Below are 19,207 nucleotides of genomic sequence, written 5' to 3'. Positions count from 1 at the left end.
CGGCCGCCGTGCAGCAAGGCGGGACCGGCCCGGCCGCGCGAGCGGGCACGCCTGAACGGCGCGCGGCGCAGCCGCGAAAGCACGTATCATGGCGGGATGATCGGCGTCGCCGACACCCCGCTTCTTCACCACCATGCTCGATCACCTTATCTGCGACTGCGACGGCGTACTCGTCGACAGCGAAGTCATTGCCGACCGCGTGCTGTTCGAGACGCTGTCCGCCACCTTCCCGCACCTCGATTTCGAAGACGCCGCGAAGTCCGCGTTCGGCCAGCAGACGTCACGCTTTCTCGCCGGGCTCGAAGCCCGCTTCGGGATCGCGATGCCCGACAACTTCATCGAGACCATCGAGCACAACATCGAGACCGCGCTCGCGCAATCGCTCGCGCCGATCACCGGCGTGCGCGACGCGCTGCTGAAGGTCGGCCTGCCGGCCGCGGTGGTATCGAACAGCCGGCTCGTGCGCGTGCGCAGTTCGCTGAAGCGCGCAGCGCTCACCGAAATCTTCGGCGATCGCGTGTTCAGCGCCGAGCAGGTCGCGCGGCCGAAGCCCTACCCGGACGTGTACCTGCATGCGGCGAACACGCTCGGCGTCGCGCCGGCGCGCTGCATCGTCGTCGAGGACAGCGTGTCGGGCCTGAACGCCGCGCGCGCGGCGGGCATGAAGACGGTCGCGTTCGTCGGCGCGAGCCACATCCCCGACAATTACGCGGACGCGCTGCGCGCGATGGGCATCACGCGGATCATGCGCAGGATGGACGAACTGCCGGCGCTCGTCGCGGCCGGCCTGCGCGGCGAATTCGGCGACGTGCAGTCCTGACGGACGGCCGCACCGGATCGACATGACCGGCGTGCGGCTCGATGCGCACGCCGTACCGCAGGCGCATCGGCGCACCCGCTGCATCGGCTGTCAGGCCGGTTCGCAGCAGCGCTCGCGCGCGGCCGCCAGCGCCTCGCGGAATTCGACGAGTTCCGCGATCGTCAGCATCGGCAGCCCGTGCTGCTGCGCGAAACGCTCGACGTCGTCGCCGCGCGTCATCGTGCCGTCCGGATTCATCAGCTCGCACAGCACGCCGGCCGGCTTCAGGCCCGCGAGGATCGACAGATCGACCGTCCCTTCGGTGTGACCGCGGCGCGCCAGCACGCCGCCCGGTTGCGCACGCAGCGGAAACACGTGGCCGGGGCGCACGATGTCGTACGGCTTCGCGTCGTCGGCGATCGCCGCGCGGATCGTCGTCACGCGATCAGCCGCGGACACGCCGGTATGCACGCCTTCGCGCGCCTCGATCGACACGGTGAACGCGGTGCCGTTGCGGCTCTCGTTGGTCTGCACCATCGGCGGCAGCTCGAGCGCGCGCACCCGCTCGTCGGTCAGGCACAGGCACACGATGCCGCTGCACTCGCGGATCAGGAGCGCCATCGTCTCGGGCGTGATGCGTTCGGCGGCGACGATCAGGTCGGCCTCGTTTTCACGGTCGTGATCGTCCTGCAACACGACCGCGCGGCCCGCGCGCAGCGCGTCGAGCGCGGCGGCGATGCGCGGCGGCACCGGTTCGGAATCGAGCAACGGGAGATCGGCAAAGGCGTCGGCGGGGGCCGACGAAGCGGACATGAAGGACATGTGAAACGCTCCTCGCAATGATGATTTGGGCGAAAAACGTTTCAGGGCATTGCAAACAGACAGAACGACAACCCGCTTCGCACGCATGGCAAAGCGGCCCTGACGGACATGACTATCTGCACATCTTCTCTCATCCGGACTGTGACCGTCGGCTCTGGCATTCGACCAGATCTGCTGACCCCGCGCGGATGCGCGGGCGCTCGCGGGCTCGCCGGCTTACGCCAGCCTACCGCCGGTGGGGAATTTCGCCCCGCCCTGAAGACGCACTGATTGCCGGCCGGGATCTGTCCCGGCACCGGCGGGCCAAGCATACATCAGCTGCGCGCGCCGCGCAGCGAACCACATCTAAAACCTTACTGACGACTCCGTCTAACGGCATCGTCCGAACGGCCGACCCCTGGCCTGCGCGCCTGCCTTGAACGGCACCGGCACCGGCGCCGGCCGGGCGACGCAACCTGCGCTCAGCCGGCCGCGTGCGCGGCATCGGGCACGAGCCAGCGCGGCGGCACCTCGGGGCTCACCGTCACGCGGAACGCGCGCGCCTCGCTGTCGCCCGGGTTGCGCAGGCTGTATGGCTGGTCGGCGTCGAACACGATCGCATCGCCGGTGGCGAGCAGCTGACGGCGATCGTGCACGCTGACTTCGAGCGTGCCCTCGCTGACGACCAGGTTGACCGTCGTGCCGGGCGCGCGGCGCGCGCCGGGCTCCGTGTGCAGCGGCGCGATCCGCAGCTCGTGGAATTCGGCCGCGGCCGGCTCGCCTTCCGGATACAGCGCGCGCGCCGAGAAGCGGCCGTTCGAGCTGACGACGCGTGCCGCGCGCTCGGCCGCCAGGTGCTCGAAGCCGTTCACCGCGTGGCGCCGCAGGAACGCGGCGACCGACACCTTCAGCGCCGCGGCGATCTTGCAGAGCACCTTGATCGACGGCACGCTGCGCGCGGATTCGATCTGCGCGAGCATCGCGCGCGATACGCCGGACAGCCGCGCCAGCGCATCGAGCGACAGCTGCCGCTCGGCGCGCAGGCGCGCGAGGTTCACGCCGACGACCTGCTCGAGGACGTCGAGCGACGCGGACGTCCGCGCGCCGGCGGCCTCGCCGGACTCGAAGGAAGACACGTCGCGCACCAGCGCCAGGGGTGAAGACATAGCATGGCCTCCGGGCCGCCGTGCGGCCCTGCGAATGGGGTAAGCCGGAACCGGAATCGGGTTGCGCCACGAACGGCGCGTATCGAGACGCTATCACCCGGCCCAGACCCGGCAAACGAAGTTATCTTCACACCGTTATCAGCATCGCGGAGGAATGCGTTTCTCGCGAACCTTTTCCTGTCGCCATGGCGTCGGCGCACCGCCGCTCGACGCACCGCTTGCCTACCGTGCCGCCGGTGCCGCGCCGCGCGCCGGCGCGCGCGCATCGAGCCGCATCGCGAGCCACGTGACGACGAGCGCCGCGAACGTCACCGCGACGGCGACCCACGGCAGCGCGTCGAGCGTGAAGCCGTGCTCCAGCGCGAGGCCGCCGAGCCACGCGCCGCCTGCATTGCCGACGTTGAACGCGCCGATGTTCAGCGTCGACGCGAGATGCGGCGCGCTCGCGGCCTTCTCGACGACGCGCGCCTGCAACGGCGGCACCGTCGCGAACGCGGCGATCCCCCACACGAACACCGTCACCGCGGCCGCGACCGGCAGGTGGCTCGTCTTCGCGAATACGGCCATCACCGCCATCAGCGCGACCAGGATCGCGCTCAGCGACGGCATCAGCGCGCGGTCGGCGAGCTTGCCGCCGAGCGTGTTGCCGACCGTCAGCCCGGCGCCGAACAGCACGAGGATCAGCGCGACCGCGCGCGGCGAATAGCCGGTGACGGTTTCGAGGATCGGCGCGATGTACGTGAACACGACGAACACGCCGCCGAAGCCGAGCACGGTCATCAGCAGCGCGAGCCACACCTGCGGCTCCTTCAGCACGCGCACTTCGTGGCTGAGGCCGACGGGCCCGCTGTCGTGGCGGTTCGGCACCAGCAGCGCGACGCCGCCGAGCGACAGCACGCCGAGCGCGGCGACGATCCAGAACGACGCGCGCCAGCCGAGCAGCTGGCCGACGAACGTGCCGAACGGCACGCCGAGCACGTTCGACAGCGTGAGGCCCGTGAACACCAGCGCGATCGCGCTCGCACGCTTGTCGGCCGGCACGAGCGACGCGGCGACCACCGCGCCGATGCCGAAGAACGAGCCGTGCGCGAACGACGTGACGACGCGCGCGACCATCAGCATCGCGTAGCCGGACGCGCTCGCGCACAGCACGTTGCCGACGATGAAGATCGCCATCAGCAGCTGCAGCGCGGCCTTGCGCGGCATGCGGCTCGTCAGCACCGCGAGCAGCGGCGCGCCGACGGCGACGCCGAGCGCATAGCCCGTGACCAGCAGGCCGGCCGACGGCAGCGACACGGCGAGGTCGTGCGCGACTTCGGGCAGCAGGCCCATGATGATGAATTCGGTGGTGCCGATGGCGAAGGCGCTGATCGCGAGCGCCAGTAACGGAATGGGCATGACGTTCTCCGGAAGGCGGCGGCGGACGCGGCGCCCGCTCGGTGCCGCACCGCACAAAAAGGCGGGATGTGCGCGCATTGTCCCGAATACGCCTATCTTTGATAATTGGCGTGGCATTTGAACCATTTTCAAAAAATTCTGGAAAATCCGATGGATCGACTGGGCGACATCCGGCTGTTCGTCGAGGCGGCGGAACTGGGCAGCCTGTCCGCCGCCGGGCGCAAGCTGAGCCTCACGCCGGCCGCCGCCAGCGCGCGCCTCGCGAAGCTCGAGGCGAAGGTCGCGACGCGGCTGTTCGAGCGCTCGACGCGGCAGCTGCGGCTCACCGACGAAGGCCGGCTCTACCTGAACTGCTGCCGGCAGGCGCTGCAGGCGCTCGACGACGCGCACGCGCTGCTGCAGGAAGGCCGCAACGTGGTGGCCGGCAAGGTGCGGCTGTCGTCGACGTCCGATTTCGGCCGCAACCAGCTGCTCGACTGGCTCGACGAATTCACCACGCTGCATCCGGGCGTCACGTTCTCGCTGACGGCGTCCGACTCGTCGTCGAACCTGTGGCAGGACGAGATCGACCTCGCGATCCGCTTCGCCGCGCCGCCCGACGGCGCGCTGATCGCGCGCCGGCTCGCCGCGAACCGGCGCGTGCTGTGCGCGGCGCCGTCGTTCGTCGAGCGCCACGGCGTGCCGGCCGATCCGCATGATCTGGCCCGCTTTCCCTGCAACGTGATCACAATCGCGTCCGGCCCGATGAACACGTGGCGCTTCACGCGCGGCGACGCAATGCAGACCCACACGGTGCCGGTGTCGACCGCGTTCGAGACCAACGATGGCGGCCTCACCCGCGAATGGACGCTGCGCGGCCACGGCATCGCGCTGAAGTCGCTGTGGGACATCGCCGACGACGTGCGCGCCGGCCGGCTGCGCGTGCTGCTGCCCGACTGGCGGCACCAGGACGCGCCGCTGCACGCGATCTATCACAGCAAGCGCTACATGGCGCCGCGCGTGCGCGTGCTGCTCGACTTCCTCGCCGAACGGTTCGCGCGCGAGGAAGCGGCGCTCGACGATCTGCTGAACGCGTGCCGCTGACGGTTGCCGCGCCGCCATGTCGGGGTCGGAGCACGACGCGCGGCGTCGCGCGGCTGCAACCCGCCGGCCGCCCGGGACGGCGCGTAAAGCTATAATGGAGAGCTTTCCCGACGGCTTTTCACGATCCTCGCGATCGTGTACGACGGGCTCGGCGCGCGCGGTGCGCCCCGGTCCGCCACGCGGCACCGGCACGCGCCGCCGCACCGGCAGCAGCCGTCCCGATTCACCCTTGACGACGCCCCCAGGTCAACCACTGCGAACGGCGAATCCCCATGACGAAAAAAGTTTACGTAAAGACCTTCGGCTGCCAGATGAACGAGTACGACTCGGACAAGATGGTGGACGTGCTCAATGCGGCCGAAGGCCTCGAAAAGACCGATACCCCGGAAGACGCGGACATCATCCTGTTCAACACGTGCTCGGTGCGTGAGAAGGCGCAGGAGAAGGTGTTCTCCGACCTCGGCCGCGTGCGCGAGCTGAAGGAAGCGAAGCCGGGCCTGCTGATCGGCGTCGGCGGCTGCGTCGCCAGCCAGGAAGGCGCGTCGATCGTGTCGCGCGCACCGTACGTCGACCTCGTGTTCGGCCCGCAGACGCTGCACCGCCTGCCGCAGATGATCGACGCGCGCCGCGAAAGCGGCCGTGCGCAGGTCGACATCACGTTCCCCGAGATCGAGAAGTTCGACCACCTGCCGCCCGCGCGCGTCGAGGGGCCGAGCGCGTTCGTGTCGATCATGGAAGGCTGCTCGAAATACTGCAGCTACTGCGTCGTGCCGTACACGCGCGGCGACGAAGTGTCGCGCCCGCTCGACGACGTGCTGACCGAAGTGGCCGGCCTCGCCGACCAGGGCGTGCGCGAAGTCACGCTGCTCGGCCAGAACGTGAACGCCTATCGTGGCGCACTGACCGCCGGCTCGTCCGATATCGCCGATTTCGCGACGCTGATCGAATACGTCGCCGACATCCCCGGCATCGAGCGGATCCGCTACACGACGTCGCACCCGAAGGAATTCACGCAGCGCCTGATCGACGCCTACGCGAAGGTGCCGAAGCTCGTGAGCCACCTGCACCTGCCGGTCCAGCACGGCTCCGACCGCATCCTGATGGCGATGAAGCGCGGCTACACGGTGCTCGAATACAAGTCGGTGATCCGCAAGCTGCGCGCGATCCGCCCGGACCTGTCGCTGTCGACCGACATGATCGTCGGCTTCCCCGGCGAAACCGAGGAAGATTTCGACAAGATGATGGCGCTCGTGCACGAGATGAGCTACGACACCAGCTTCTCGTTCATCTACAGCCCGCGCCCCGGCACACCGGCCGCGAACCTGCACGACGACACGCCGCGCGAGGTCAAGCTCAAACGCCTGCAACATCTGCAGGCGACCATCGAGGAAAACGTCGCGCGCATCAGCCAATCGATGGTCGGGAAGGTCGAGCGGATCCTCGTCGAGGGCCCGTCGCGCAAGGACCCGAACGAACTGTCGGGCCGCACCGAGAACAACCGGGTCGTGAATTTCCCGGCGCCGCTCGCGTCACACCCGCGCCTGATCGGCCAGATGATCGACGTGAAGATCAACCATGCGTACCCGCACTCGCTGCGCGGCGAGCTCCTGCTCGTGAGCGACGACGCGAGCGCGGCCACCCACTGACCGACTGACGTTCAACAGGAGCCCGACGCTACTTTGAAGACCGTCCAAGCACTGGAATTCACCGCACCGCGCGACGACAACGCGCGCCTCGCCAACCTCTGCGGCCCGCTCGACGAGAACCTGCGGCAGATCGAACAGGCGCTCGACGTCACGCTCGCGCGGCGCGGCCACCGGATCACGATCCGCGGGCGCGGCGCGAAGCTCGCGCTCGCGGCGCTCGATAACTTCTACAACCGCGCGCGCGATCCGCTGTCGGTCGACGATATCCAGCTCGCGCTGGTCGAAGTGCGCCACACGTCCGGCAACGGCCGCCAGGACACGCTCGACGTGCGCTTTCGCGGCGACCCGGACCATCCGTTCGACGAACCCGTCGTGCAGATCGACGACGTCGGTCCCGACGAGGAACCGGCGCCGAAGCTCTACACGCGGCGCGCCGACCTGCGCGGCCGCACGCCCGCGCAGCGCGAATACCTGAAGCAGATCCTGCAGCACGACGTGACGTTCGGCATCGGGCCGGCCGGCACCGGCAAGACCTACCTCGCGGTCGCATGCGCGGTCGACGCGCTCGAGCGCGACCAGGTCAAGCGGATCGTGCTGACGCGCCCGGCCGTCGAGGCCGGCGAGCGGCTCGGCTTCCTGCCGGGCGATCTCGCGCAGAAGGTCGACCCGTACCTGCGGCCGCTGTACGACGCGCTGTACGACCTGCTCGGCTTCGACAAGACCGCAAAGATGTTCGAGCGCCAGATGATCGAGATCGCGCCGCTCGCGTACATGCGCGGCCGCACGCTGAACCACGCGTTCATCATCCTCGACGAGGCGCAGAACACGACGCCCGAGCAGATGAAGATGTTCCTCACGCGGATCGGCTTCGGCTCGAAGGCCGTCGTCACCGGCGACACGAGCCAGGTCGACCTGCCGCGCGGGCACAAGAGCGGCCTCGTCGAGGCGCAGCAGGTGCTCGGCGGCGTGCGCGGCATCGCGCTCACGCGCTTCACGAGCGCGGACGTCGTGCGTCATCCGCTCGTCGCGCGCATCGTCGAGGCGTACGACGACTTCCACGCGCAGCACCAGGACGCGTGAAGCACGGGCGGCGCCCGCGCGCCGCACCGGCCGACGGCCCGGCCCGCCCGACGGCGCGCCGGGCCTTTTTTCGCCCGCGCGCGGCCGGTTCGAATTCGGGCGCGATCGGCCGTTTGGTGTATCCTCAACGCGTTCCAATCGCCGCACCCGTCATGAAATCTTCCCGTTCTCGCAAGTCCGGGCGCGCCCAGTCCGCCGCGCCCGATTCCCCCCGTCTCTCGCTGTTCGATGCGAAGGGCAAGGCCCGGACCGTCGACGCGCAAGGGCTGCGCATCGACTTCCCGGACGGCCGCAGCCTGATGTTCGACCTGTCGGGCAGCTCGGGCGAGGCGGCCATCGCGATCGTCGCGCAGCACAACGATCCGGCGATGCGCGCGAAGCTCGCGCTGCAGCCAGAGCACTACGACAGCGTGACGCTGCACGTGGGTGCCGAACCCGCGCCGCGCGACGAGGAAATCGCGGAAATGGCGGACGAGCCGCGCGAGCTGGCGCTCGACCTGTCCGTGCAGTACGGCGACGAAATCACCGGCGACGTCCGCAAGACGCTCCCCAAGCGCAAGCTGATCGCCGAATGGATCGAGCCGGCGCTGTTCGCGAGCGCGCAGCTGACCGTGCGCTTCGTCGGCGACGAAGAAGGCCGCACGCTGAACGCCGGCTACCGCCACAAGGACTACCCGACCAACGTGCTGACCTTCGCGTACGACCCGGCGCCCGACGGCACCGTGATCGGCGACCTCGTGCTGTGCTGCCCGGTCGTCGAGAAGGAAGCGCACGAACAGGGCAAGCCGCTGGCGGCCCACTATGCGCACCTGCTGGTGCACGGCGCGCTGCACGCGCAGGGCTACGATCACGAGACGAGCGACGAGGACGCCGCCGAAATGGAAGCGCTCGAGGTCGACATCCTCGCGAAGCTGGGCTTCCCGAACCCGTATCAGTAAGCGCAAGAGGCGTCCGCACCATGCGCCAAGCCGCGATGCTGCCGCCCGCGTACCCGCCGTCGATCGGCGAGGGGCGGCTGCTGACGGAAGACGAGCTCGCCGCGTCGCTCGCGCACACGATGCGCGACTGGGACGGCCAGCAGGATCTCTGGCTGTTCGGCTATGGCTCGCTGATCTGGAACCCCGGGCTGCCGACCGTCGCCGCCGTGCGCGGCAAGGTACACGGCTACCATCGCGGGCTCTACCTGTGGTCGCGCGTGAACCGCGGCACGCCCGAACGTCCGGGCCTCGTGCTCGCGCTCGATCGCGGCGGCTCGTGCTCGGGCATCGCTTTTCGGCTCGCGGGCCCGTCCGCGCAGCCGCATCTCGAGACGTTGTGGAAACGCGAGATGCCGATGGGCTCGTACCGGCCCGCGTGGCTGCCGTGCTCGCTCGAGACCGGCGAACGCGTGAACGCGCTGGCATTCGTGATGCGCCGCGACGTGCCGACCTACACCGGCAAGCTGACCGACCGCGTCGTGACGGAAGTGTTCGGCTGCGCGGCCGGCCGCTACGGCACGACGCTCGACTACGTGAGCCGCACGGTGGACGCGCTGCGCGCGAGCGGCATCCCCGATCGCGCGCTCGAAGCGCTGCTCGCGCGGTGCCGCTGACGCCCGACAGGCCGGCTCGCGTCACGCCCATGCATGTGAAAGGAGGCTCTGCGCCCATGAAATCGTCACGCGGATCGCGCGTCACGCTGGCCGCGCTGCTCGTCGCCGCGAGCGTCGTGCTGTCCGGCTGCGGCATCTTGGGCTGCGGCGGCGCCGCGACCAACGGCGCGGCGGCCGGCGGCTGTTCGGCCGGCATGCGCTTCTGAATTCCGGCGCTGCCGCGCCCGCCCCGGCCCGCCCTGCACGCGACGAAATGCCGCCGGCGCCGACCGGCCAGCCGGTCGCCGTTCCGCCCGCTTTTTTGCCGCCGCTGCCCCGGCGCCCCTTTCTGAGATAGGATGGAGACGAAGGACGGCGCCGCGCCCGGCGCGGACCGTTCCCCGAGCGGGGCGCGCGCGCCGCCTGCCCCCGGCCGGACGGCCGGGGTGACACGGCCGCGCCATGCCCTTGGTGTATCCTTGCCTACTCCGTGACCGCGCGCTCCGGCATGACCCGGGCGCACCACCATGAACGATTCGTATCCCAGTCGTAAGTCAACCGACAAACCGCAAGAAAAGCGCTCGCTGCTCGAGCGCCTGACCGACTTCATCTCGCCCGAGCCGGAATCCCGGACCGAGCTGCTGGAAATCCTCCAGGACGCCCACGAACGCAACCTGATCGATGCCGATTCGCTGTCGATGATCGAAGGCGTGTTCCAGGTGTCCGACCTGTGCGCACGCGACATCATGGTGCCGCGCGCGCAGATGGACGCGATCAACATCGCCGACAAGCCTGAAGACTTCATCCCGTTCGTCCTCGAGAAGGCGCACTCGCGCTACCCCGTGTACGAGGAGAACCGCGACAACGTGATCGGCGTGCTGCTCGCGAAAGACCTGCTGCGCTTCTATGCCGAAGAGGAATTCGACGTGCGCGGGATGCTGCGCCCCGCCGTGTTCATTCCCGAATCGAAGCGCCTGAACGTGCTGCTGCACGACTTCCGCGTGAACCGCAACCACCTCGCGATCGTCGTCGACGAATACGGCGGCGTCGCGGGCCTGATCACGATCGAGGACGTGCTCGAGCAGATCGTCGGCGACATCGAGGACGAATACGACTTCGACGAGGAAGCCGGCAACATCATCTCGGGGCCGGACGGCCGCTACCGCGTGCGCGCGCTCACCGAGATCGAACAGTTCAACGAGACGTTCGGCACCGACTTCCCCGACGACGAGGTCGACACGATCGGCGGGCTGATCACCCATCATTTCGGCCGCGTGCCGCACCGCGGCGAGAAGCTGCAACTCGGCAACCTCGTGTTCGAGATCCAGCGCGGCGATGCGCGCCAGGTCCACGTGCTGCTGGTGCGCCGCAACCCGCACACGAGCCGCCGCGCCGAAACCTCGCACGAGGACTGACCGTCCCGCGCCGGCCGCGCCTCCTTCAACCGCTCGCCCTCTTTCGCTTCACATGGACGATCCGATCCCGTCCCGCCCGGCTGGCGGTCTTCTCGCGCCGGCGCCCGGCCGCGCGCTGCCGCGCTGGCACTATCCGGCCGCGCTGTTCGCCGGCGCGGCCAATACGCTCAGCTTCGCACCGACCCCGCACGGCGGCTGGCTGCAGCTCGTCGTATTCGTCTGGTTTTTCGCGCAGCTGACGCGCACGTCGAGCTGGCGCGGCGCCGCGCTTACCGGCGGCGCGTTCGGCTTCGGCAACTTCATCAGCGGCATCTGGTGGCTCTACATCAGCATGCACGTGTACGGCGAGATGGCCGCGCCGCTCGCGGGCGGCGCGCTGGTGCTGTTCTCGCTGTACCTGTCGCTGTACCCGGCGTTCTCGGCGGGGCTGTGGTCGTTCTGCGCAGGCCATGCGTGGCATCGCCGCGAACCCGACCCGCGGCCGTTCTCGCCGACCTGGCACGGCGCGTTCGCGTTCGCAAGCGCGTGGGCGCTCGGCGAATGGCTGCGCGGCACCGTGCTCACCGGCTTTCCGTGGCTCGCGAGCGGCTATCCGCAGGTCGACGGCCCGTTCGCGGGCTTCGCGCCGGTCGTCGGCGTGTACGGGATCGCCTGGGTGCTCGCGCTGTTCGCCGCGCTGGCCGTGCAGGCGCTCGTCGCCGCGCGGCGCGCGCCCGCGGTCGAACGCGGCGCCGCCGGCAATGCGCGCGTGCGCATCATCGCACCGGCCGCCATTGCCGTCGCGCTCGTCGCGGCCGGCGTCGGGCTGTCGCAGGCCACGTGGACCGTGCCCGCGAATGCGCCGCTCACGGTGCGGCTCTTGCAGGGCAACGTGAAGCAGGACATCAAGTTCGAGCAGGAAGGCATCGACGCGGCGATCAAGATGTACACGCAGATGATCGTCGAGAAGCCGGCCGACCTGATCGTCACGCCGGAAACCGCGATCGCGGTGATGATCCAGGAACTGCCCGAGCCGTTCGCCGTCGCGATCCGCCAGTTCAGCGACACGACGGGCTCGGCCGTGCTGTTCGGCGCGGTCGGCGCGTCGGTGACGCCGGACGGTCATTACGTCGACTACACGAACAGCCTGTACGGCGTGACGCCGCACTCGCGCGACATCTACCACTACGACAAGCACCATCTCGTGCCCTTCGGCGAATTCATCCCGTGGGGCTTCCGGTGGTTCGTCGACCTGATGAAGATGCCGCTCGGCGACTTCGCGCGCGGCGCGCCGGTGCAGAAGCCGTTCCTCGTGCACAACCAGCCGGTGATGGCCGACATCTGCTACGAGGACTTGTTCGGCGAGGAAATCGCCGCGACGATCCGCGACAACCCGCAGCCGCCCGGCGTGCTCGTCAACGTGACGAACCTCGCGTGGTTCGGCGACACGATCGCGCTCGACCAGCACCTGCAGATCGCGCGGATGCGCGCGCTCGAAACGAGCAGGCCGATGCTGCGCGCCACCAATACCGGGATGACGGCCGCGATCGACGCGCGCGGCCGCGTGCTCGGCCAGCTGAAGCCGTTCACGATCGGCTCGCTCGACGTGCGGATCGAAGGCACGAGCGGCTTCACGCCATACGTGACGAGCGGCAACAACATCGTGCTCGCGGTGTCGCTGGTGCTGCTCGCGTTCGGCTTCACGTTCGGGCCGGGCCTGCGCCGCCGCAACGGCGCGCAGGCCGGCGACGGCCGGAACCGCAACGTGTGATGCATCGGTCGGCCGCTCAGGCCGGCCGCTTCGCATCCGCGGCCAGGCCGCGCAGATCCCGCCCGAGCGCCTCCATCACCGGCGCCCAGGCGCCGAACGTCGGCTGCCGGTACAGCGTGGCGGTCGGATACCACGGGCTGTCGGTGCGTTCGAGCAGCCACGGCCAGTGCGGATTCACGTCGAGCAGCACCCAGGTGCGCGCGCCGAGCGCGCCCGACAGGTGCGCGACCGACGTGCACACCGTGATCACCAGGTCCAGCGCGCCGATGAACGCGGCCGTATCGTCGAAACGCTTCAGTTCGGCGGTGAAGTCTTCGATCGCGAAACCGGCCGCGCGCGCCGCGGCGACATCCGCGTCCGCGCCCGGCTGCAGCGAATGGAACGCGACGCCGTCGATACCGCGAAACGCATCGGCGTAGCGTTCGAGCCCGACGCGCCGGAACGGGTTGCGCTGGTGCCCCGCGCTGCCCGTCCACACGAGCCCGACCTTGAGCCGACCGTCGCCCGCGAGCCGCGCGCGCCACGCATCGCGCGCGCCCGGATCGGCATGCAGGTACGGCACCGCCTCCCCGAGCGTCGACGTCTCCATCCCGAGCATCAACGGCAGGCCGATCAGCGGCACTTCGTAGTCGAATGCGGGCAGCGCGTCGACGCCGCCGCCCGCACTGAATGCATCCACGTGCGCGCCGAGGCTGCGCTCCATCAGCGTGCCCACCTGCGGAAACGTGTTCCACACGAGCCGGCCGCCCTCGCGATGCACGCGCTCGGCGAGCGGCGCGACGAAGCGCGTGAACTGCAGCACGTCGCCGAGCCCCTGCTCGCCCCACACGAGCAGCGTCTTGCCCGCGAGCGGCTCGCCCTGCCAGCGCGGGCCCGGCAGCACCGGCCGGCGGCCGCGCAGTTCGCCGGCGCCGTCCCAGCGCGCCTCGTGGCCGCGCCAGCCGGCCGCGTGGTTGCCGCGCACGAGCTGGATGATCGCGAGGTTGAAACGGAACGACGCGTCGTCGGGCGCCAGCTCGCACGCGCGCGCCGCGTAGCGCTCGGCGTCGTCCCAGCGCTGCGCTTCCTTCATCGCCATCGCGATGTTGTTCAGCGCGAGCGCATTGTCGGGCGCGATTTCCGCGAGCCGCGCCGCACACGCGAGCGCGCCGTCGAGGTCGTGCGTCGCGAGCCGCGCGACGACCAGGTTGATCCACGCCTGCACGTCGTGCGGATCGGCCTCCACGGCCGCGCCGAGCAGCGCGATTTCCTCGTTGCGGTCGCCGCCCGACAGCCGCAGCGCGATCGCGAGGTTGTTGCGCAGCGACGGCCAGCCCGGATCGAGCGCGTAGGCCGCGCGGTACGGCGCGACGGCGTCGGCGTGACGGCCCAGCATCTGCAGCGCATAGCCGTGATTGAAACGGGCGCCGGCACCCGGATGAACGCGCACCGCGCATTCGGCCAGCGCGAGCGCGTCGGCCGTGTGCTGCCGCGCGACGAGCGCCGTGGTGAGCTGCGCGAGCGCGGCCATGTCGACCGCGTGCAGATGGCCGGCGGCGGCGAGCCAGAGCGCATGCGCATCGCGCTCGCCGCGCGCGTGCGCGTCGGCGGCCTGCCCGAGCAGCGCAAGCAGCGGCGGCATCAATGGAATGAGGAGGTCGTTCGAATCGTCCATGCGGTCCGGAGTGGGCAATCGGTCGCGCGGCAGGCGCCACGCGCGCCGCAATACGCGCATCTTAACGCCCGCGCAAAGCAGCGCGACAGGCGCATCGCGACGCCGCGCACGCGACCGCCCGCGCGCATCGACACCCCCCGCGCACAGGCTGCGCAAGGTCGCCGGAACAGCGCCGGCAGCCTCTTCGTCCGCGTTCCGGCCGCATCGGGTCGCCGATCCGGTAAAATTACACGTTTCAGCACACTAACAAGCCGCGCCGCCGCGCGAGCCGACCCTCCGGGCCCCGCCCGGAGCGCCGCCCGCAACGGAGCGCCAGCGCCACGAAGGCTCTTCATGCTTACGTTTCAGCAAATCATCCTGACGCTGCAGTCCTACTGGGACAAGCAGGGTTGCGCCCTGCTCCAGCCCATCGACATGGAAGTCGGCGCGGGCACGTCGCACGTCCACACGTTCCTGCGCGCGGTCGGCCCCGAGCCGTGGCGCGCCGCCTACGTGCAGCCGTCGCGCCGCCCGAAGGACGGCCGCTACGGCGAGAACCCGAACCGCCTGCAGCATTACTACCAGTACCAGGTCGTGCTCAAGCCGGCGCCGGAAAACATCCTCGACCTGTACCTCGGTTCGCTGGAAGCGCTCGGCTTCGACCTGAAGCAGAACGACGTGCGCTTCGTCGAGGACGACTGGGAGAACCCGACGCTCGGCGCGTGGGGCCTCGGCTGGGAAGTGTGGCTGAACGGGATGGAAGTCACGCAGTTCACGTATTTCCAGCAGGTCGGCGGCCTCGACTGCAAGCCAGTGCTCGGCGAGATCACCTACGGCCTCGAGCGCCTCGCGATGTACCTGCAGAAGGTCGAGAACGTATACGACCTGGTATGGACCGAGTGGGAGGAGCACGGCCCGAACGGCCCAGAGCTGCGCCGCCTGTCGTACGGCGACGTCTACCACCAGAACGAGGTCGAGCAGTCGACCTACAACTTCGAGCACGCGAACGTCGACCTGCTGTTCACGTTCTTCAACAGCTACGAAGCGGAAGCGAAGAAGATGATCGACGCGCAGCTCGCGCTACCCGCGTACGAACTCGTGCTGAAGGCCGGCCACACGTTCAACCTGCTCGACGCGCGCGGCGCGATCTCGGTGACCGAGCGTGCGGCGTACATCGGCCGCATCCGCGCGCTGTCGCGTCTCGTCGCGCAGGCTTACTACGACTCGCGCGAGAAGCTCGGCTTCCCGATGCTCGGCAACCCGCCGGGCGTGCCGGGCCTCACCACCGACGCCCAGGACGCCGCCCAGCCGGCATGGGCGCCGCCGCTCAAGGTCGAACGCAAGATCGATCAGGACTGACGAGACGAGATTTATTCCAGACATGACGCACAATCATCCCGCCCCCCTGCTCGTCGAACTGCTGACCGAAGAGCTGCCGCCGAAGGCCCTCGCGCGCCTTGGCGACGCATTCGCCGAAGGTCTCGCGCAACGCCTCGCGGCCCGCGACCTCGTCGAAGGCGAACTCGTATTCGAACGCTACGCCACGCCGCGCCGCCTCGCGGTCGTCGTGCAGAACGTGCGCGCCGTCGCACCTGAAAAGCAGGTCCGCGAAAAGGTCCTGCCCGTGTCGGTCGCGCTCGACGCAGAAGGCAAGCCGACCGCCCCGCTCGCGAAGAAGCTCGCGGCGCTCGGCCATCCGAACCTGTCGATCGCCGATCTCGAGCGTGCACAGGACGGCAAGGCCGAAGCGTTCTTCGTCAACTATTCGGCTGCCGGCGCGACGCTCGCCGACGGGCTGCAGGCCGCGCTCGACGAGACGCTCGAGAAGCTGCCGATCCCGAAGGTCATGACTTACCAGCGCCCGGACGGCTCCGACGTGAAGTTCGTGCGCCCGGTGCAACGCCTGACCGTGCTGCACGACGATCGCATCGTGCCCGTCACCGCGTTCGGCATCGACGCCGGCGACACCACGCTCGGCCACCGCTTCCTGTCCGACGGCCTCGTCGCGATCCAGCATGCGCGCGCGTATGCCGACACGCTGCGCGACAAGGGCCGCGTGATCGCGCACTTCGTCGATCGCCGCGAAACGATCCGCACGCAGCTGAACGAACACGCGAACGGCGACACGGTCGTGATGCCCGAATCGCTGCTCGACGAAGTGACGTCGCTGGTCGAATGGCCGGTCGTCTATCCGTGCCGCTTCGAGGACGAATTCCTGCAGGTGCCGCAGGAATGCCTGATCCTCACGATGCAGACGAACCAGAAGTATTTCGCACTGACCGACGTCGACGGCAAGCTGCGCTCGCGCTTCCTAATCGTGTCGAACATCGACACGAAGACGCCGGACGAGATCGTCGAAGGCAACGAGCGCGTCGTGCGCCCGCGCCTCGCCGACGCGAAGTTCTTCTTCGAGCAGGACAAGAAGAAGCCGCTCGCCGACCGCGTGCCGCTGCTCGCGAACGTCGTCTATCACAACAAGCTCGGTTCGGCGCTCGCGCGCGTCGAGCGCCTCGAGGCGCTGGCCGGCGAGATCGCGCCCGCGATCGGCGCCGATGCCGCGCACGCGAAGCGCGCCGCGCGCCTCGCGAAGGCCGACCTGCTGACCGACATGGTCGGCGAGTTCCCGGAACTGCAGGGCACGATGGGCACGTACTACGCGCGTCACGACGGCGAAGCCGACGACGTCGCGCTCGCCTGTGCCGAGCACTACCAGCCGCGCTTCTCCGGCGACGCGCTGCCGACCACGCCGGTGTCGACCGCCGTCGCGCTCGCCGACAAGCTCGAGACGATCGTCGGCATCTGGGGCATCGGCCTCGCGCCGACCGGCGAGAAGGATCCGTTCGCGCTGCGCCGCCACGCGCTCGGCGTGCTGCGCCTGCTGCTCGAGAAACAGCTGCCGCTCGATCTCGTGTCGCTGCTGCGCACGGCCCATGCGCGCTTCGAAGGCGTGCCGGGCGTCGCCGAATCGACCGACGCGATCTTCTCGTTCTTCATGGACCGCCTGCGCGGCCTCCTGCGCGAACGCGGCTACTCGGCCGGCGAAGTCGAAGCGGTGCTGAGCCTGAACCCGACGCGCGTCGACGATCTCGTCGCGCGCCTCGACGCGGTGCGCGAATTCACGCGCCTCGCGGAAGCCGAAGCGCTCGCGGCCGCCAACAAGCGGATCTCGAACATCCTGAAGAAGTCGGAAGGCGGCGCGAACGGCACGGTGCAGCCGACGCTGCTCGTCGAGGCCGCCGAAAAGGCGCTGCACGAACAGCTCGCGGCCGTGACGCCGCACGTGCAGTCGCAGCTCGAGGCGCGTGCGTACACGGGCGCGCTGTCGGCGCTCGCCGCGCTGCGCGCGCCGGTCGACACGTTCTTCAACGACGTGATGGTCAACGCCGAGGATCCCGCGCTGCGCGCGAACCGTCTCGCGCTGCTGTTCGCGCTGCATCAGCAGATGAACTGCGTCGCCGACATCTCGAAGCTCGCCGCATAAGGGCCGCACGATGCCGACCAGCCCCCACCGCAAGCTCGTCGTCCTCGACCGGGACGGCGTGATCAACGTCGATTCGGACGCATTCATCAAGACGCCCGACGAGTGGATCGCGCTGCCCGGCAGCCTCGAGGCGATCGCACGACTCAACCACGCGGGCTATCGCGTGGTCGTCGCGACCAACCAGTCCGGCATCGGCCGCGGGCTGTTCGACATGGCCGCGCTCAACGCGATGCACCTGAAGATGCATCGCGCGGCGGCCGCCGTCGGCGCGCGCATCGACGCGGTGTTCTTCTGCCCGCACGTGGCGGAAGATCACTGCGACTGCCGCAAGCCGAAGCCCGGCATGATGCAGATGATCGCCGAGCGCTTCGAGATCGATCCCGCCCACACGCCGGCCGTCGGCGATTCGCTGCGCGACCTGCAGGCCGGCATCGCGGTCGGCTTCCGGCCGCACCTCGTGCTGACCGGCAAGGGCAAGAAGACGCTCGCCGCGGGCAACCTGCCTGACGGCACGAAGGTCCATGACGACCTGCGCGCGTTCGCGCTCGACTTCCTTTCACACGAACACGAGTGATGCCGCCGCCGCGCGCATCCTCCTTACTGTCAGACCCACGCCGATGCGCTTCGTCCGCTCCCTGCTGCTGCTGATCTACTTCATCCTGTACACGGTGCCGTACGCCACGGCGTGCTTCATCGCGTTCCCGTTCATGCGTCCCGACGCGCGCTACTGGATGGCGGCCGGCTGGTGCAAGTCGACGCTGTGGGTCGTGCGCTGGCTGAACGGCATCCGCTACCGGATCGAAGGGATGGAAAACCTGCCCGACGGCCCGGCCGTGCTGCTGGCCAAGCACCAGTCCGCGTGGGAGACGCTCGCGTTTCCGGCGCTGATGCCGAAGCCGCTCTGCTACGTGTTCAAGCGCGAGCTGCTGTACGTGCCGTTCTTCGGCTGGGCGCTCGGCATGCTGCACATGGTCAACATCAACCGCAAGGAAGGCAAGAACGCGTTCACGTCGGTGATCCGCCAGGGCAAGAAGCGCCTGTCGGAAGGCGCCTGGATGATCATGTTCCCGGAAGGCACGCGCACGCCGGTCGGCAAGCAAGGCAAGTACAAGACGGGCGGCGCGCGCTTCGCGATCGAAACCGCCACGCCGGTCGTGCCGATCGCGCACAATGCAGGTCGGGTGTGGCCGCGCAATTCGTTCACGAAATTCCCGGGTGTCGTCACCGTGTCGATCGGCAAGCCGATTCCCGTCGACGGCAAGACGCCCGACGTATTGAACTCGCAGGTCGAGGCATGGATCGAAGCGGAGATGCGCCGCATCGATCCCGATGCCTATCGCCAGCCGGGCAATGCCGGCACGCGCGATGCCGCGCGCGTCTGAATC

17 protein-coding genes and 1 riboswitch are annotated in these 19,207 nt (G+C 69.3%); of the genes, 13 read left to right on the top strand and 4 right to left on the bottom strand.

Annotated elements, in window-relative coordinates:
• Positions 1-133: 133 nt before the first annotated feature.
• Positions 134-820, top strand: a complete 687-nt coding sequence (locus tag DIE21_RS18175) for an HAD family phosphatase (RefSeq protein WP_124499007.1) — start codon at positions 134-136, stop codon at positions 818-820.
• Between the two features lie 90 nt (positions 821-910).
• On the opposite strand, the gene ribB is transcribed toward DIE21_RS18175, so the two are convergent.
• From ribB to DIE21_RS18160, 3 genes are all read right to left on the bottom strand, one after another.
• Positions 911-1,621 carry a 3,4-dihydroxy-2-butanone-4-phosphate synthase gene (ribB, locus tag DIE21_RS18170; protein WP_124499006.1) on the bottom strand — a complete coding sequence of 237 codons (711 nt, stop codon included), beginning with the start codon at positions 1,619-1,621 and terminating at the stop codon, positions 911-913.
• A 118-nt stretch (positions 1,622-1,739) separates the two neighbouring features.
• Positions 1,740-1,888, bottom strand: a riboswitch (FMN riboswitch).
• A 194-nt stretch (positions 1,889-2,082) separates the two neighbouring features.
• Complete coding sequence (locus tag DIE21_RS18165; RefSeq protein ID WP_124499005.1) at positions 2,083-2,766, bottom strand: helix-turn-helix domain-containing protein; 684 nt, start codon at positions 2,764-2,766, stop codon at positions 2,083-2,085.
• Positions 2,767-2,988: 222 nt separating this feature from the next.
• Positions 2,989-4,164: an MFS transporter gene (locus DIE21_RS18160; protein WP_124499004.1), complete on the bottom strand. Its 1,176-nt coding sequence runs from the start codon at positions 4,162-4,164 to the stop codon at positions 2,989-2,991.
• Positions 4,165-4,314: 150 nt separating this feature from the next.
• Between DIE21_RS18160 and DIE21_RS18155 the strand changes: the two genes are divergently transcribed.
• The 8 genes from DIE21_RS18155 (at position 4,315) to lnt (ending at position 12,708) form a co-directional block, all read left to right on the top strand.
• Positions 4,315-5,247 (top strand): LysR family transcriptional regulator, encoded by a 933-nt coding sequence (locus DIE21_RS18155; protein WP_124499003.1) that lies wholly within the window; start codon positions 4,315-4,317, stop codon positions 5,245-5,247.
• A 272-nt stretch (positions 5,248-5,519) separates the two neighbouring features.
• Complete coding sequence (gene miaB, locus DIE21_RS18150) at positions 5,520-6,893, top strand: tRNA (N6-isopentenyl adenosine(37)-C2)-methylthiotransferase MiaB (RefSeq protein WP_124499002.1); 1,374 nt, start codon at positions 5,520-5,522, stop codon at positions 6,891-6,893.
• 33 nt (positions 6,894-6,926) lie between these two features.
• Positions 6,927-7,973 carry a PhoH family protein gene (locus tag DIE21_RS18145; protein ID WP_124499001.1) on the top strand — a complete coding sequence of 349 codons (1,047 nt, stop codon included), beginning with the start codon at positions 6,927-6,929 and terminating at the stop codon, positions 7,971-7,973.
• A gap of 152 nt (positions 7,974-8,125) precedes the next feature.
• Positions 8,126-8,911, top strand: coding sequence for an rRNA maturation RNase YbeY (gene ybeY / locus DIE21_RS18140; protein ID WP_124499000.1), 786 nt, complete (start codon positions 8,126-8,128; stop codon positions 8,909-8,911).
• Positions 8,912-8,931: 20 nt separating this feature from the next.
• Positions 8,932-9,564, top strand: a complete 633-nt coding sequence (locus tag DIE21_RS18135; protein WP_124498999.1) for a gamma-glutamylcyclotransferase — start codon at positions 8,932-8,934, stop codon at positions 9,562-9,564.
• 56 nt (positions 9,565-9,620) lie between these two features.
• Positions 9,621-9,770, top strand: coding sequence for a hypothetical protein (locus DIE21_RS37260; RefSeq protein ID WP_185642797.1), 150 nt, complete (start codon positions 9,621-9,623; stop codon positions 9,768-9,770).
• Positions 9,771-10,070: 300 nt separating this feature from the next.
• Positions 10,071-10,958 (top strand): HlyC/CorC family transporter, encoded by an 888-nt coding sequence (locus DIE21_RS18130; protein WP_124498998.1) that lies wholly within the window; start codon positions 10,071-10,073, stop codon positions 10,956-10,958.
• 52 nt (positions 10,959-11,010) lie between these two features.
• Positions 11,011-12,708, top strand: coding sequence for an apolipoprotein N-acyltransferase (lnt, locus tag DIE21_RS18125; RefSeq protein ID WP_124498997.1), 1,698 nt, complete (start codon positions 11,011-11,013; stop codon positions 12,706-12,708).
• 16 nt (positions 12,709-12,724) lie between these two features.
• Here lnt and DIE21_RS18120 read toward each other — a convergent pair whose 3' ends face one another.
• Positions 12,725-14,362 carry a tetratricopeptide repeat protein gene (locus DIE21_RS18120; protein WP_124498996.1) on the bottom strand — a complete coding sequence of 546 codons (1,638 nt, stop codon included), beginning with the start codon at positions 14,360-14,362 and terminating at the stop codon, positions 12,725-12,727.
• A gap of 333 nt (positions 14,363-14,695) precedes the next feature.
• On the opposite strand from DIE21_RS18120, the gene glyQ reads away from it, so the two are divergent.
• The 4 genes from glyQ to DIE21_RS18100 are packed head-to-tail and all read left to right on the top strand — an operon-like array spanning position 14,696 to position 19,204.
• A complete protein-coding gene (glyQ, locus tag DIE21_RS18115) occupies positions 14,696-15,700 on the top strand; it encodes a glycine--tRNA ligase subunit alpha (RefSeq protein WP_082729730.1) in 1,005 nt (334 codons plus the stop codon).
• A gap of 22 nt (positions 15,701-15,722) precedes the next feature.
• Positions 15,723-17,822, top strand: a complete 2,100-nt coding sequence (gene glyS / locus DIE21_RS18110; protein WP_124498995.1) for a glycine--tRNA ligase subunit beta — start codon at positions 15,723-15,725, stop codon at positions 17,820-17,822.
• Positions 17,823-17,832: 10 nt separating this feature from the next.
• Complete coding sequence (gmhB, locus tag DIE21_RS18105) at positions 17,833-18,396, top strand: D-glycero-beta-D-manno-heptose 1,7-bisphosphate 7-phosphatase (protein ID WP_124498994.1); 564 nt, start codon at positions 17,833-17,835, stop codon at positions 18,394-18,396.
• A 43-nt stretch (positions 18,397-18,439) separates the two neighbouring features.
• Positions 18,440-19,204, top strand: coding sequence for a 1-acyl-sn-glycerol-3-phosphate acyltransferase (locus DIE21_RS18100; protein ID WP_124498993.1), 765 nt, complete (start codon positions 18,440-18,442; stop codon positions 19,202-19,204).
• Positions 19,205-19,207: the final 3 nt, after the last annotated feature.

This window comes from Burkholderia sp. Bp9140 (assembly GCF_003853425.1).
Lineage (GTDB): Bacteria > Pseudomonadota > Gammaproteobacteria > Burkholderiales > Burkholderiaceae > Burkholderia.
The sequence above is the reverse complement of the archived record's forward strand: the minus strand, read 5'-3'. Positions and strand labels throughout refer to the sequence as shown.

Excerpts from the sequence above, each read along its gene's own strand:
- lnt (WP_124498997.1), top strand. The coding sequence starts at position 11,011 with ATGGACGATCCGATCCCGTCCCGCCCGGCTGGCGGTCTTCTCGCGCCG.
- DIE21_RS18175 (WP_124499007.1), top strand. The coding sequence starts at position 134 with ATGCTCGATCACCTTATCTGCGACTGCGACGGCGTACTCGTCGACAGC.
- ribB (WP_124499006.1), bottom strand. The coding sequence starts at position 1,621 with ATGTCCTTCATGTCCGCTTCGTCGGCCCCCGCCGACGCCTTTGCCGAT.
- DIE21_RS18130 (WP_124498998.1), top strand. The coding sequence starts at position 10,071 with ATGAACGATTCGTATCCCAGTCGTAAGTCAACCGACAAACCGCAAGAA.
- glyQ (WP_082729730.1), top strand. The coding sequence starts at position 14,696 with ATGCTTACGTTTCAGCAAATCATCCTGACGCTGCAGTCCTACTGGGAC.
- DIE21_RS18120 (WP_124498996.1), bottom strand. The coding sequence starts at position 14,362 with ATGGACGATTCGAACGACCTCCTCATTCCATTGATGCCGCCGCTGCTT.
- gmhB (WP_124498994.1), top strand. The coding sequence starts at position 17,833 with ATGCCGACCAGCCCCCACCGCAAGCTCGTCGTCCTCGACCGGGACGGC.
- DIE21_RS18135 (WP_124498999.1), top strand. The coding sequence starts at position 8,932 with ATGCGCCAAGCCGCGATGCTGCCGCCCGCGTACCCGCCGTCGATCGGC.
- DIE21_RS18165 (WP_124499005.1), bottom strand. The coding sequence starts at position 2,766 with ATGTCTTCACCCCTGGCGCTGGTGCGCGACGTGTCTTCCTTCGAGTCC.
- ybeY (WP_124499000.1), top strand. The coding sequence starts at position 8,126 with ATGAAATCTTCCCGTTCTCGCAAGTCCGGGCGCGCCCAGTCCGCCGCG.
- DIE21_RS37260 (WP_185642797.1), top strand. The coding sequence starts at position 9,621 with ATGAAATCGTCACGCGGATCGCGCGTCACGCTGGCCGCGCTGCTCGTC.
- DIE21_RS18155 (WP_124499003.1), top strand. The coding sequence starts at position 4,315 with ATGGATCGACTGGGCGACATCCGGCTGTTCGTCGAGGCGGCGGAACTG.
- DIE21_RS18160 (WP_124499004.1), bottom strand. The coding sequence starts at position 4,164 with ATGCCCATTCCGTTACTGGCGCTCGCGATCAGCGCCTTCGCCATCGGC.
- glyS (WP_124498995.1), top strand. The coding sequence starts at position 15,723 with ATGACGCACAATCATCCCGCCCCCCTGCTCGTCGAACTGCTGACCGAA.
- miaB (WP_124499002.1), top strand. The coding sequence starts at position 5,520 with ATGACGAAAAAAGTTTACGTAAAGACCTTCGGCTGCCAGATGAACGAG.
- DIE21_RS18100 (WP_124498993.1), top strand. The coding sequence starts at position 18,440 with ATGCGCTTCGTCCGCTCCCTGCTGCTGCTGATCTACTTCATCCTGTAC.